Annotated in this window: 10 protein-coding genes, 2 tRNA genes and 1 pseudogene; 10 read left to right on the plus strand and 3 right to left on the minus strand. The window is 26.9% G+C overall.

The window, feature by feature from the left end:
• Window positions 1-222 precede the first annotated feature (222 nt).
• Window positions 223-295 (plus strand) — tRNA-Phe (locus N187_RS00985).
• A 212-nt stretch (window positions 296-507) separates the two neighbouring features.
• Complete coding sequence (locus tag N187_RS00990) at window positions 508-2,055, plus strand: hypothetical protein (protein ID WP_025419420.1); 1,548 nt, start codon at window positions 508-510, stop codon at window positions 2,053-2,055.
• Between the two features lie 2 nt (window positions 2,056-2,057).
• Here the strand turns inward: N187_RS00990 and rsmD are convergent, their stop codons facing one another.
• On the minus strand, window positions 2,058-2,603 hold the full coding sequence (gene rsmD, locus N187_RS00995) for a 16S rRNA (guanine(966)-N(2))-methyltransferase RsmD (RefSeq protein ID WP_172641799.1): 546 nt from the start codon (window positions 2,601-2,603) through the stop codon (window positions 2,058-2,060).
• A gap of 86 nt (window positions 2,604-2,689) precedes the next feature.
• On the opposite strand from rsmD, the gene N187_RS01000 reads away from it, so the two are divergent.
• The 7 genes and pseudogenes from N187_RS01000 (at window position 2,690) to N187_RS01030 (ending at window position 12,489) form a co-directional block, all read left to right on the plus strand.
• Window positions 2,690-3,520, plus strand: a complete 831-nt coding sequence (locus N187_RS01000; RefSeq protein ID WP_025419422.1) for a sugar phosphate nucleotidyltransferase — start codon at window positions 2,690-2,692, stop codon at window positions 3,518-3,520.
• A complete protein-coding gene (locus N187_RS01005) occupies window positions 3,521-5,206 on the plus strand; it encodes a BB_0208 family protein (RefSeq protein ID WP_038443354.1) in 1,686 nt (561 codons plus the stop codon).
• A gap of 76 nt (window positions 5,207-5,282) precedes the next feature.
• Window positions 5,283-5,918 (plus strand): annotated as a pseudogene (locus N187_RS04950) (tetratricopeptide repeat protein); the annotation flags it as partial.
• 1,152 nt (window positions 5,919-7,070) lie between these two features.
• Window positions 7,071-9,419, plus strand: coding sequence for a tetratricopeptide repeat protein (locus N187_RS01015; protein ID WP_025419423.1), 2,349 nt, complete (start codon window positions 7,071-7,073; stop codon window positions 9,417-9,419).
• Complete coding sequence (gene mutL, locus N187_RS01020) at window positions 9,416-11,254, plus strand: DNA mismatch repair endonuclease MutL (protein WP_025419424.1); 1,839 nt, start codon at window positions 9,416-9,418, stop codon at window positions 11,252-11,254. Before N187_RS01015 ends, mutL begins: the two co-directional genes overlap by 4 nt.
• A 20-nt stretch (window positions 11,255-11,274) precedes the next feature.
• Window positions 11,275-12,315, plus strand: a complete 1,041-nt coding sequence (locus tag N187_RS01025; protein WP_025419425.1) for a coiled-coil domain-containing protein — start codon at window positions 11,275-11,277, stop codon at window positions 12,313-12,315.
• A gap of 100 nt (window positions 12,316-12,415) precedes the next feature.
• Window positions 12,416-12,489: transfer RNA gene (locus N187_RS01030), tRNA-Ile, on the plus strand.
• Window positions 12,490-12,491: 2 nt separating this feature from the next.
• Here N187_RS01030 and N187_RS01035 read toward each other — a convergent pair.
• Together N187_RS01035 and efp are read right to left on the minus strand one after the other, a co-directional pair.
• On the minus strand, window positions 12,492-13,151 hold the full coding sequence (locus N187_RS01035; RefSeq protein ID WP_025419426.1) for a hypothetical protein: 660 nt from the start codon (window positions 13,149-13,151) through the stop codon (window positions 12,492-12,494).
• Window positions 13,129-13,707: an elongation factor P gene (efp, locus tag N187_RS01040; RefSeq protein WP_025419427.1), complete on the minus strand. Its 579-nt coding sequence runs from the start codon at window positions 13,705-13,707 to the stop codon at window positions 13,129-13,131. Before efp ends, N187_RS01035 begins: the two co-directional genes overlap by 23 nt.
• 118 nt (window positions 13,708-13,825) lie before the next feature.
• Here efp and N187_RS01045 point away from each other — a divergent pair, with 118 nt between their 5' ends.
• Window positions 13,826-14,677: a PstS family phosphate ABC transporter substrate-binding protein gene (locus N187_RS01045; protein WP_025419428.1), complete on the plus strand. Its 852-nt coding sequence runs from the start codon at window positions 13,826-13,828 to the stop codon at window positions 14,675-14,677.
• Window positions 14,678-14,717 lie beyond the last annotated feature (40 nt).

Genomic DNA, 14,717 nt, shown 5'->3' on the forward strand with positions numbered 1-14,717 from the left:
AAACACCAAACTTTAATGAGAAATTATAAGTTTAAAAAAACATAAATAACCAGCCTAAAACTTAATGACACTGATTTTAGAGTCACATCCTTTAAACTGAAATAACACTAAATATCAATGCTTTAAAGTTAAAATCACAAATACTTTTTTATTGACAAAAAACTCTGTTTATGAAAAAATTATTTTGGCTAGCCAAAATTCTGATATATTAGAAAAAAGCCAGCCGCTGTAGCTCAGTCGGTAGAGCAGAGGACTGAAAATCCTTGTGTCAGGAGTTCGATTCTCCTCGGTGGCAATTAAGTTAAGAAGTTTTGTCTACACAACATAACCTCAGTTAAAAGGAGTAAGAATAGACTTAAAGTCCAAAGCTACTAAGAGACTATGAAATTATGTAATAAGTATAGTTACATCAGTTATATCCAGTTTGTAAAACATAGGAAAAAAGTCATTGCTTTGCAAATTCGATTGTTTTAAATAACAATAATTAAAGCTTTAAGAGGACTCCCAATGATTTTCAAAGAAATAAAAAAAGTAGAAAACCTAACAGAAGAAGATATAATCTTCTCAAATATCGGAAATCTAGCTAAGTTAAGTACAAGAGTAAATGAAAAGATAATTAAATTTCTCAATAAAGGCAACGTTTCACATATACATGTAATAAATAATTATAACAATATTCCACATGAAACATTAATAAACACAATTAATAAAGAGCTTCTAAATAATGAAATAAACCTTCTAAAGGATGAACTAAAGGAAGCCTTAAAAGATATATATAAACCATTCTCAGAAAAAGATAAAATTTTTACAATCGCAGGTAGAAAAACAATAATTAACTTAAACACACTAATGGAAAAAGAACCTGATCCTATTTACTATAAGGAAATAATTGAAGGCAGTTTCAAGATCTTACCAAGACACAAAATAATATCTATTCAAAAAATACTACTCAAAATATATGATTATTTCGATTTTCAAAAAACCATAAATTCAGATAATTTTCATAATAAAAAAAAGATCAAAAAACTGTATCTACACTCAATCAGAAGAGATTATGAATTTTTCAGAGGACAAATAAAAACAGAAGGAGATTCCATATTGACACATGCAATTGATACTATGATCTACTTCTTAATAACTATTGCACAATTAAATAAGGAACGAGCAGCAAAAGATGCTCCTCGTTCAACATCAAAATTTTTTATTAATAAATCAAACTATACAGAATTTACAGAATTTTTCTACGATAATGATACCATACTGCAAGCTGCACTTGGAGTGCTATTGCACCCAATCGGACTCATGCATACCACAATACTACAAAAATTAAGCGAAAAGATCAGCTTTAAAAACAAAGCAACAAAAGAAAAATATTTCTCTAAAATAGATATTTTAGAGAAAAGTATCAATATTTCTAAAAACTTATTCAGAATGAGAGAAGATATTTCTGCCATTACAAAGATGATAATAAATGGACAAAAAAATTATCTTAATATTAAAAATAGTACAGAGCTGATAACAAAAAAATTTACCCACGAGCTTGTTAGAATTTTCTGTATAATAGATGCTTATGATGAAATGGTCAATCCTATAATCATTAAGGAACCTGTTAATCCTTTAGAAGCCATCGAATTTTTAAAGAAAAACAGTGAAAAATACTATTGGGATAAAGATAAAATAGAAAAATACTCAAAAAATAAAAGATTTGACTCAGAAATGCTAAAAAATTTTTTAAAAATACTTGCACCATTTGACTATGGAACAATATTAAACGTATGCACAAAAGATTGTAATGAGCCTTTATTTAAAGCAGTTGTTTTAGAGTACACAACAGGCATTTTACCTATTTTATCCATAATAAAACAAAATGACAAATCCTACAAAATTGGAGATATAATACTAAACCTTGATTCTAAAGAAACTATCATAAAGGGACAAAATGGGAACATCAAGAAAAATCCAATTAAAAATACTGATAAACTTGAATTAAGACACAACATCGAAGAACTTAAAAGTGATGAATTGCAATTTTTGACTTCTATACAAGATGAATAATCTTATAAATAGGAAACAACTTTAAAAAAATCAAGCCTTGAACCTCCATATTTTCTACAATCGTACTTAGAAAGTCTCAAGATATTGCTGTCCAAATTTTCCCTTGAAGGATAATGAATAATAATTTTTGCATCTTTATCTAAGCTTTTATTTTCTGAGATTATTCTAAGTAAATTCTCTTTAAAAGAATAGCCAAAAGGAGGATCAAGATAAATAAGATTATAAAAAAGATTACTATTTTTAAGAAACAATTCAGCCTTCTTGAAAAAAAACTTGTAAGGTTCACTCACAGCCTCAAAATTCTTAATCAAAACATTCTTAGAAGATCTATTATAATCAACAAGATGAGCAAGACTAGCGCCCCTACTTAGAGCCTCAAGAGACATTATTCCTGTACCTGCAAAGACATCAAGAAAATTTGATCTTAAAACTTGATCAAAAAGAATAGAAAAAAATGCCTCCCTAACAATAGCCATCACAGGACGCACGCCACCTGTTTTAGGAAAAGCAACCCTCCATCCCTTATACTTACCTGCACTCACATGCATAAGAGCAAATTTTAAATCATTTTTAAAAAATATTAAATATTTACAATCCAAATTTTTGATATAATGTTACTTAAGAGAGACGTAACATGAAAGGTATTATCTTAGCAGCAGGATATGGAACAAGGTTCCTACCTATAACAAAAACCATTCCAAAGGAAATGCTACCTATCTTAAATAAACCATCTATTGATTACATTATTGAAGAATTCACTAGCTCTGGAATCAAAGAAACACTAATAATAACCTCAAGGAGAAAGGAAGTTTTAGATAATTATTTTGATAAAGACATTGAACTTGAAACTGCATTTAACAAAGAATGCAAACAAGATTTGCTAGATAAAATTAAGCTTAAAGATATCAAGATTAGTTTTATAAGGCAAACTGAAATGATGGGAACCGGTCATGCTTTACTATATGCAAAACCTTGGATAGGAACTGAAAGCGTAATAGTTGCATACCCTGATGATTTACACGTTGGATCTCCACCCTTAACATCACAATTAATAGAACTGCATAAAAAAACTGGAAAAAACATATTATCTGTAATTACAAATCCTAAAAACATCAATAGATATGGAGTAATAGCATTAAATAAAGATAATATTCATGTAAAAGATATTATAGAAAAACCAGAAGTGGGAAAAGAACCAAGCAATAAAGCATCTGTTGGAAGATTTTTATACACGAATGAATTTTTCAAATTTTTAGAAGAAGGGTTTAAATTCCATCAAAAAGGAGAATATCACCATATTTATGCTTTAAAAAAACTAATGTCTGAAAACAAAGTATTATACAAAGAAATAGAAGGCGAAAGACTTGACATAGGTGATGTTGAAAGTTATTTAGAAACAATAATCAAAATTGCAAAACGTGATGACAAATTACTACAAATAATCAAAGACTCACTAAGGAAATAAATGAGAATAGTAACAAAATATCAAGAATATTACAATACTCTTAGCAGATTAAAAAAATATATACATATGAACATAGAAGAAAAAATCTTAAGATATAGCATCTTATCAAAACTTTACAAACTCAATGAAAAAGAAATTAAAAATCTTATCAAAATAAGTCAAGATTATGAACTTAAAAAAAATAAAATAAATGTCACACTTGAAGAATACTATTACGAAGAAACACAAGATAAAAAGATCAAAGAATGGATACTAGAAATAATTAGAGAAAAAAATTTATTACAAATAAAAAAAGAAACAAATCTTATTAGTAAGAGACATGAAATAACATACAAATTAAACGCCACCAATTTCCTAAAAATTATTGAAATACAAAATAATAGTAAATACACACAAGAAAAAAAAGAACTATACAAACAATTAATACTAAACTTCTCTAGTAACTTAAAAACAGAAAATCTAGAACCAACAATAGATATACTAATAGCTGTAAAATATCAAAACAAAGAAAAAATTAAATATATACTAAGAAATAACCAATCATTTCAAAGATTATTCAAATCAAGCTTAAGCAAAAAACAAAGTAGAGTAATCAAACTAAAAAAATTACTCATTCTAACCTACTGGCCAGTAGGGTGTTTGTCAAAATCACTTTTCAATAAAATTTTAACCAAAAATTACAGATACATAATAGACGAAGTTTTAACCTTAAAGTACGATGAGATTCTAAAATATTTAAAAACAATCAAAACTTTAAGTCTTAATGAAATTTTTTACAAAGGATCAAATAAAAATTCTAATTTTAACTACTTTTTGAGCAAATTCACAAGATATACCCCAAAAGATTTTCAAAACACTTTAAAAACTTATTTATTTTCACTTGAAAAAACTGCAATAAAACAATATTTAGGATGGTTTTTTAAAGACAAAGTCCCAAATGAATGGGAAGATTTCATCTTTGCAATTGAATATATCGAAACACATAAACTACTAAATCTAAATGCAAATATAAGAGATATCATCACAGCAAAATTTAAAGCAGAAGAATTTTTTGCATCTTTCGAAAAAATGAACTTCAATCCATATGAAAGTTCAAAAATATTTCAAAACAAATACATAAAAAGAATATTGCTAAAAAACATAATAAATTACATAAAAGAAAATATAAACAAAATAGATACATATGGATGGATTGCATTTTACATTTATTCAGATAAAGATGATAAGGCAAAATACTCAAAAGACATAAAAAACTTTTTTAAGAGCAAAAATTTTGAAATTCAAAACCAAATATTTATATACTTCCTTTCTTTCTATCCAAATATTGATAAAAAACATTTTGAATTCATATCAGAAATAATGCTACATCTTGATGAAGATAAACTTACAATACCTAAAGAAATAATAAAAATGCAAAAAACAAGTTCCTATGGATTAAATTATTGCAAATCATATATTTTTATCAAATCATTAATTTTAAGAACAAGGGTATTTAAAAAATTACATAAAAATATTAAACCAGAACTACTATTTAAACTAGAAAAAATTAAAAACGAAACATTACTACCTGCAATATGTTATATTACTTATTACTCCAAACCAGATGCATTTAAAGAGGAACTAACAATATCATCAGAACAAAAAGAAGAAATAATGAAATTCATCTCATTTTTAATTAAAGAATAAAACAAATTCGATTGCGAGATACTATGAAATATGGAAATATTTACTTGAAAGTAATAAAATGGTATTTATAAAGTATATGAAAAAACGTTTATTACTGCTTAGAAATTTAATCATCTTACTTATCTTAATACTGAATTACAATTTGGCATACTCTCAAAGACTAATTAAGATTGGACAAGAAGAGATAAAAAATAAAAACTATCCACAAGCAATAAAAATCCTCAGCGAGGCCATTCAGAAATATCCAAAAGTACAAAACGGATACTACTTGTTAGCAATAGCTTACAGAGAAAATAATCAATTAACAGAAGCAGAAGGAGCTCTTCTCGACGGAATTGCAATAGGAGGAGAAATTGATTACAAGTTATATTTTGAACTAGGCAACATAATGTTTAAACGAGGCAAAGGTTACTATAATTTAGCAATCAAATATTATTCCAACTCAGTTAAAAACATGCCCAATTATGACAAAGCACTTCTTAATAGAGCAAATTCCTATGTCGAACAAGGAAAAATTAATTTTAAGGAAAAAGATTACAAAAATGCATGGGACTCATACACCATGGCAATCCATGATTATTCGCAATTTATTACACTAAGATATGACAGCGAAAAAAAAATGATATTCTCTACATGATCAATCTTTTAAGAAATAAAAAAGCTGCTCTTGAAGAACTTGACAAAAGTCTCAAGAACAGAAATGAATATATTGCCGAAAAACAGCAACAAGATCAAATGAATAAACAAGATCAAATGAATAAACAAGATCAAATGAATAAACAAGATCAAATGAATAAACAAGATCAAATGAATAAACAAGATCAAATGAATAAACAAGATCAAATGAATAAACAAGATCAAATGAATAAACAAAATCAAATGAATAAACAAGATCAAATGAATAAACAAGATCAAATGAATAAACAAGATCAAATGAATAAACAAGATCAAATGAATAAACAAAATCAAATGAATAAACAAGATCAAATGAATAAACAAGATCAAATGAATAAACAAGATCAAATGAATAAACAAGATCAAATGAATAAACAAGATCAAATGAATAAACAAGATCAAATGAATAAACAAGATCAAATGAATAAACAAGATCAAATGAATAAACAAGATCAAATGAATAAACAAAATCAAATGAATAAACAAGATCAAATGAATAAACAAGATCAAATAAATAAACAAGATCAAATGAATAAACAAGATCAAATGAATAAACAAGATCAAATGAATAAACAAGATCAAATGAATAAACAAGATCAAATGAATAAACAAGATCAAATGAATAAACAAGATCAAATGAATAAACAAGATCAAATGAATAAACAAGATCAAATGAATAAACAAGATCAAATGAATAAACAAGATCAAATGAATAAACAAGATCAAATGAATAAACAAAATCAAATGAATAAACAAGATCAAATGAATAAACAAGATCAAATGAATAAACAAGATCAAATGAATAAACAAAATCAAATGAATAAACAAGATCAAATGAATAAACAAGATCAAATGAATAAACAAGATCAAATGAATAAACAAGATCAAATGAATAAACAAGATCAAATGAATAAACAAGATCAAATGAATAAACAAAATCAAATGAATAAACAAGATCAAATGAATAAACAAGATCAAATGAATAAACAAAATCAAATGAATAAACAAAATCAAATGAATAAACAAGATCAAATGAATAAACAAGATCAAATGAATAAACAAGATCAAATGAATAAACAAGATCAAGAAAACAAAAAAAAGATGATTAAAGAAAAATTCGAAGACAATTTAAAAACGGATTTTTTAATTGAATTAGACAAAATTAATTGGCAAGAGGAGTTAAACATAGATGAATAAGAGAAAAAATTTATCCATACTAGTAATTTTAATAGTATTACTTACTGCCTCATTTGGAGGCTTTGGTTACTACATATATAAAGAACGACTAAACAAAAATAACCAAGAAATAATGCTAAATGAAGTAAAAAATAGTGTTATGGACAGAAACTATAAAAAAGCACATTCAATAACAAAAATTCTAAAAGAAAAATATCCACAAAATACAGACATTGCAATGCTTGAAAATACTCTCTCAGAACTTGCGAATAACAGTCCTTTTGAATCAAAAGATTTACAAAGAGATACTGCTAATCAGATACTAGATAAAATACAAGGAAAAGAACAATCAATACCTATTAACAATGAAAATTCTGAAATTGCTTTTAATAATAAATATATCAAAGACACTATAAAGATAGAAAATTATGCTGATAGGAAAAAAGATAATGGAATTGAAAAAGAAGACATTCTAGACTTCAATCAAACTACAGTGCCTGAAAACCTAAGCAATAAAATAAGTAAAATAGTAAAACAGCAAGAAGCAAACTCAAACAGCAATGAATCTACTACTAATAGAAATTTATTTAACTTAAAAAAACTAAAAGAGAACCTCAACAAAGAATTAAATCAAGCAAAGATTAACACCAATCAATTAAACACTCCAAAACAAGTCATAAATACACAAAAACAAAATGAGGCCAAACCTATAAAAAAGAATACAGATGACTTTAGAGAAAATAAAACAAAACAAATTAACGAAATCTCTATTATTAAAAAACCAAAGACTAAAATAGAGAGTACAAACATAAAAAATACTCCTCAAAATCAAATAACTGAAACAATAAGGAGCCCTTACAACTATGCAACAAAAAAAACACTCTATGAAATATTAGATAACATTAATACTGGCAATCTTTCTCTCGCCAAAGAAAGACTCAACAAGCTCATTAAAAAGGGCTTGGATGCTAAATTCAATAAGGTCATTGACCTCATTGACAAACTAAAAAACCAAGAAGCATCTAATCTATTAATTAAGTTAATAAAACAAGATATCGAGCCAAATTCAGCTAGCACAGAAAAAGCTCCTTTCAAAAAGGGGCTTTTAAAACAAGAACACCCTAAAAAAACAACTTCTCCTACTAAAGATCATTCAATAGACAATCAAGCCAAAGTAGAAGAAGCTAAAACATATGTAAACCAATCTAGACAAACATTCACAGATTTAAACTCCCTTAAAATGATAGCATCAGCAAATGAGGAAAATAAAGACTTTAAAAAAGCTGAAGAAATTTACGAAAAAATTGCAAGTATTACAAACAATGAAGAAGATCACTACAAAGTTGGCATAATGAAATTTAAACTTAAAAAATATGAAGAATCAATAAAAGCATTTGATAAAACAATATTACTAAATCCAAAGCACAAAAAAGCATATACAAACATAGGAACAAACTTAATATTATTAAACAAACCAAAACAAGCAATTGAAGCTTTCAAAAAGGCAATTGCAATCGACCACAATTACGATACTGCCTACTACAAAAAAGGAATAGCAGAAGAACAAAGCAATGACAAACAAAATTCTTTTTTAAGTTTTAAAAAAGCTTATGAAATTACAAAAAATCCTCACTACGCTTCAAAAGCAGGAATCATAGCAAACCATCTTGGAGATTTTAAAAACGGTGAAAAATACCTAGACAAGGCAATCGCATCGATAAAAGAGAAAAACGATATTATATTTTACAATCTAGCAATGGCAAAATTTGAAAATGATAATCTTAATGAATCATTAAAAATCATCAATAAAGCCCTTAATATAAATCCAGAAAAACCCGAATACTTATATTTAAAAGCCTCTATTTATTTGACTAAAGAAAATTATAATGAAGCAATACCGCTCTACAATGCTGTGATCTTAAAAAACCCCGACAACATTACAGCTCACATCAATTTAGCAAGAGCATATGAAAAGTTAGGTAATGAACTAAAAGCAATTGAGGTTCTTGAAAAAATCAAAAATAAAAATCATTTAACAGCATTAAACAACCTTGGCATACTTTATAAAAACAAAGGAAACTATAAAAAAGCAATAGAAATTTTCCAACAAGCAGAAGCCAACTCAAGTCTTGAAGCAAAATATAATCTTGCAACTACCCTGCTTGCCATTAAAGATAATAAAAGAGCCATGGAAAAGTTAAAAGAATATATCAAAGTCAATCCAAATAACCCAGAAGCTCTACATGCATTAGGCATAATAGAATATAATGAGAATGGAAATGATAAAATACTTAAAGAAGTTATTACCAAATTTCCTAATTATAAAAAAAATAAAACAATAATAAAAATACTAGGTAAATGAATAAAATAAAATTTCTAGATAAAAGTCTAGTACAAAAAATAGCGGCAGGAGAAGCCATAGATAGGCCTTGCTCTATTTTAAGAGAATTACTTGACAATGCAATAGATTCTGAAGCAGATAAAATAGAAGTTTTTCTTGAAGAAGGTGGCATTCGAAGAATACTAATAACAGATAATGGTAGTGGAATAAGCAAGGAAGACTTAAAGATATGTTATCTACCCCACACCACTTCAAAAATAAATGAAGCAAAAGACCTTGAAACAATCCAAACACTAGGTTTTAGAGGCGAAGCCCTTTCAAGTATATCAATTTGTGCAAATCTCATAATAACAAGTTCAACTACAGGAGAAGACAGCTACCAAATTGAAGTTGAAAATGGAATTGAAAAATATCTAAAAAAACAATCAGCAATAAATGGAACAATAGTAGATGTCACAAATCTATTTCACAATTTTCCAGCAAGAAAAAGATTCTTAAAAAAAGATTCTGTTGAGACAAAAATGTGCCTAAAAGTCTTTGAAGAAAAGGCTGTTACTCATCCTAATATTAACTTTAAGCTAAGTATAAACAACGAATTAAGAAAAGTTTACTTTAAAGAAAGCTTAAAAGATAGAGTTCAAAGTGTATATGGAGAAATAATAGAAAATAATAAATTTGGAAAAATAGAAGCTGAATACGAAAATGTCAAAATGAAGATCTTCCTTTCTCCACCCAACTTTTCAAGAAAAGACAGACGCAACATAAAAATATTCATTAATAGAAGACCCGTTGAGGAGAGAAATCTAACTGAAGCAATAATTGACGGGCATAGTAGAATACTAACAAGTAGAAACTTTCCAATATGTTATCTATTTTTAGAAATAGATCCCAGGCATATCGACTTTAATATACACCCTCAAAAAAAAGAAGTAAGATTTTTTGACTTACCATTTCTTTCCAAGCAAATTTCAAACAACATTAACGAATTCTTTGACAGAGAACAAAACGAAATTTTACAAGACTACCATAACATAATAATAAAAAGACAACTAACAAATGATGCCCATCTACTATATCCCAAGGATGCCAACCTAAAATCAGATTTTCAAGCCTACGAAATCACACAAAACGAAGCATCAATGCTAAACAAACCTCAAAACAATAAAATAACAAACATCATAGAAGATAAGGTAAAATTTGAAAATTATAATCCAATTCAAAAAGATAAGCCATCATTCAAGAAACAAATCCAAAAAATTTTTTTAGAAACTTCTACAACACCAAATGATTCCCAAACACCAATAGAAAAACATAAGCTTAGATATATGGGACAACTATTCTCAGAATTCTTAGTAGTAGAAAATGATAATGAAGTCTACTTCATAGATCAACATGCACTCCATGAAAAAATAATATATCAAAGCCTAATAAATTCAAAAAAAACTATTCAAAAACTTTTAGTCCCAATTGAATTTAAAGTAGAATGTGAAGATATAGATAAAATACTAGTAAGTGAACTTAAAGAATATAAAAAAATAGATATTATAGTTACCAAAACAAAGGAACAAACCTATCAACTTGAATCAATTCCAAATATCTGCAATAAATATGAAAATGTTATCATTCAATTTTTAAAGACAAGAAAAAGCAAAACAATTGATTCGCTAGAAGCCGACTTATATGCAACAATTGCATGCAGACAAGCTATTAAACGCAACGACATAATAGGTTTTGAATTTAGTCAATTTTTAATAAATGAATTTATCAACCTTAAACTAAAATATTGTCCACATGGAAGAAAAATTTACCATAAAATATCTAAATTTGAGCTTGAAAAAAGTGTCAACAGAAAATAAAATAAACATGGAAGCTTATCATGACAAAAGATCTTAAATTCAAAATTCACAAACTGATGCTTGAGAGAGATAAAAAATTAGTTGAACTTGGAAAAGTACTCAAAAACAACAATATAATAGAGCTTAAAAAATTAGAATCTTACACATCCCTAAAGCTCATTGAAAAAGAAATATCACAACTTAAATCAAACTTAAACAAAGCAGAAGATAATGAGAGTCAACTAAAAGAATTACATCAAAAGGTAAGAACCTATAAAGAAAGCAAAAAACATATTTTAAAAGCATATCAAATAAAACTGAAAAAAATTATTGAAATAATAATAAATAAATATCCAAATAATTTATCATTAATTCTAGAATACAAAATGAATTTTACCAAATCAACACTTGAAAATCATAAATACAAAACAACAGAAATAATAAAGTTCAATGAAAAAATCAACTTCTTAAAAAAGCTTAGCATGAACATCAAATTCATGCTAAAAGATATAATAAACAAAATAAATATGGCAAAAATGGCAAAAGAATTTGAAAAGAAAATATTAAAAGAACATTTATTCTCAGAAAATTTAAAAAAATTAGTAGACGAATTTGTAGGCAACAAAGATTTAAGCAAAGAAATTATCGAAGAATATAGGTTAATGAATGAAATTCAAGCAGAAATTATAAAAACAAATAATGAAATTAAACATAAAAACCTAAAAGATAATACTAAAAACAAAAATAAAATAGAACATGCTATTAATGCCATGCAGACAAATAAAGAATTAATTTTAAAAAGAATTGCTGAAGAATTTATTGAGATGTCAAAGACAGAAAAGGGATTAAATAAAACCGGAACAATTAATTCATTATTAGAAGTAATAAAAAATATAAATCAACAAATATCTAAATTAAATAAAAATATAATAAAAACAACAAAAATAGAAGAAATTACAAAAATGAAAGTAAAGATGCAACAACTAATAAAAAACAAAGAATCAATAGAGATCAAATTAAACACACTAAATTCAAAAATAGAAACCATACAAAATGAAATTGATAAACTTGACAATCAATAAAAAATAAATATAATGATCTAAGGTATTTTCAAGCTTCAAGGGACATAAAATATGTTTAGTAGCTTTCAAAGAAGACTTCTCTAGCTTGTCTTTACTTACAGGGCCTATAGCTCAGTTGGTTAGAGCACCCGACTCATAATCGGGCGGTCCCAGGTTCAAGTCCTGGTGGGCCCAAACTAACTTAATTTAAAAAATAGATTAGAATGTTTACCTATATAATAAAATCCTATATAAGTATCAAAGTTCAAACTATCATCCGGCTGAACATTCATTAAGTCATCTATCTTAACAACTGAATATACAATACTAATTTCATCTTTAGGAGTCTTAATTAAATACAAATTATTACCACTAATCTCATTTAACTTAAACATATTTTTTGATTTATAAACATAATCATGAACTAAAGCCAATTCTTCTTTTGCTAAACTTAAACTTATAACAATATCTTTACTATATACTCTCATTCCAGAATCAACAAGATGAACTTGTGCCAAAAAATTTTCAAAAGTCTCATCAGCAACATTAAATCTCAAATCTTTACAATAAAGAACATCTTTTCCAAGAACAGAATTAATGAAAGAAGAAACGTATTTGTCCTTAACTACTTCAATAACCTCTTTACTATCAACATTTTCAATAACAAATTTAATCACATTACTAGGATTTAAAACTTTAACGGCAACATCAAAAGTCATAAAATAGTCAAATCTATCTTTAATAAAATAATAATTAATTACATAATCAACTTCCTTTATATCAGGATAATTCAGTTCACAAGAAAAGAAAATAGTAAAAAATAATAACAATAGGTTAATCTTTAACTCTCTCAGCATATTCCTTAGTTTCAGAATTAACTAAAATTTTATCTCCAACATTAATAAAAAGAGGTGCTTTTACAACTAATCCTGTATGAAGGATAATATTCTTCATCGCATTAGTTACAGTATCTCCTTTAACAGCCACTTCAGCATCTACAACTTCAAATGCAACTTTCGAAGGCAATTTAAGATCAATCACCTTATCATCCCATTTAACAAGAGAATAAACCTCAGCTTCTTGCAAAAATAGAACTTTATCTTCAATGTTTGCAACCTCTTTTAAGTTTACATTAAATTGATCATAAGTTTCCAAATCCATAAAAATAAGATTTTCATTCTCTTTGTAAAGGTATTGAGAACTAACTTCTAACACCTCAATTTCTTCTACTGTATCAGAACCCTTTAAAGTTTCCTTAATAACAGACTTATTTTTAAGATTTTTAAGCTTCAATCTTACAATAGAGCCGCCCCTACCCATCTTCGAAAATTCCCGCTCAAGAACAATATGTGGCATACCTTTGAAAAGTAAAAAAGAACCTTTTTCAATATCCCCAGATTTAATCGTACCCATCTAACACCTCAAATTTTAATGTGTATAATAACTTATATCAAAAAATCAAAATATTTACTATTCATTGACTTATCTAAGATTAATGATATTATATATAGTTATAAAAGGAGTTAATTTAATGCAAGCTAACAAAATACTCTTTACCATTTTACTAGTTTTTTTACTTAGCAACTGCACAAACAAAGGCAAAGAAAATGTTATTGCAATTGGTGGGTCTACCTCAACAACCTCTATTATGGATGAAATGATCCTACGATATCAAAAAATAAATGATCAAATTAAAGTAACTTATGATGCCCAAGGAAGTAGTGTTGGTATTAAAGGACTATTTGATGGTATTTATAAAATGGCAATTTCTTCAAGAGACGCAACCGAAGAAGAAATAGCTCAGGGAGCAAAAGTAACAGTTATTGCTTACGACGCTTTAATATTTATTACAAGTCATGATGTCAAGATCACAAATATTACAGAAGAAGACTTAGTAAAAGTACTTAACGGAAGCATCAAGAATTGGAAACAAATTAATGGACCTGATGCTAAAATTAACCTCATAAACAGAGATTCATCATCAGGATCATACTCATCTATTAAAGAACTAGTTCTCGAGAAAATACTAAAAAATCCTGAAGAAGCTCAATTCAGAAAGGATAGTATCGTAGTAAAATCCAATGGCGAAGTAATTGAAAAAGTTAGTCTTACACCCTACTCAATTGGTTACATTAGTTTTGGATATGCAAGAGTTGCAATAGAAAAAGGTCTACATACACTCTCAATAAACAACATATATCCTACAAAAGAAACAATAATAAAGGATAAATATAATATAAAGAGAAAAATAATAGCAATCACAAGCAGTATTTCTGAGGATACAAACACACTTGAATTTATCAACTTTATGCTAAGTCCAAATGGACAAGATATTGTTGAAGAACAAGGGTTCATAAGGATCCATGCAACTGAAAATAATTAAAATTATGACACACTTGACTTAAGAATCTAAGTTAAAATAG

Source organism: Borrelia anserina Es (assembly GCF_001936255.1).
GTDB classification, from domain to species: Bacteria; Spirochaetota; Spirochaetia; order Borreliales; family Borreliaceae; genus Borrelia; species Borrelia anserina.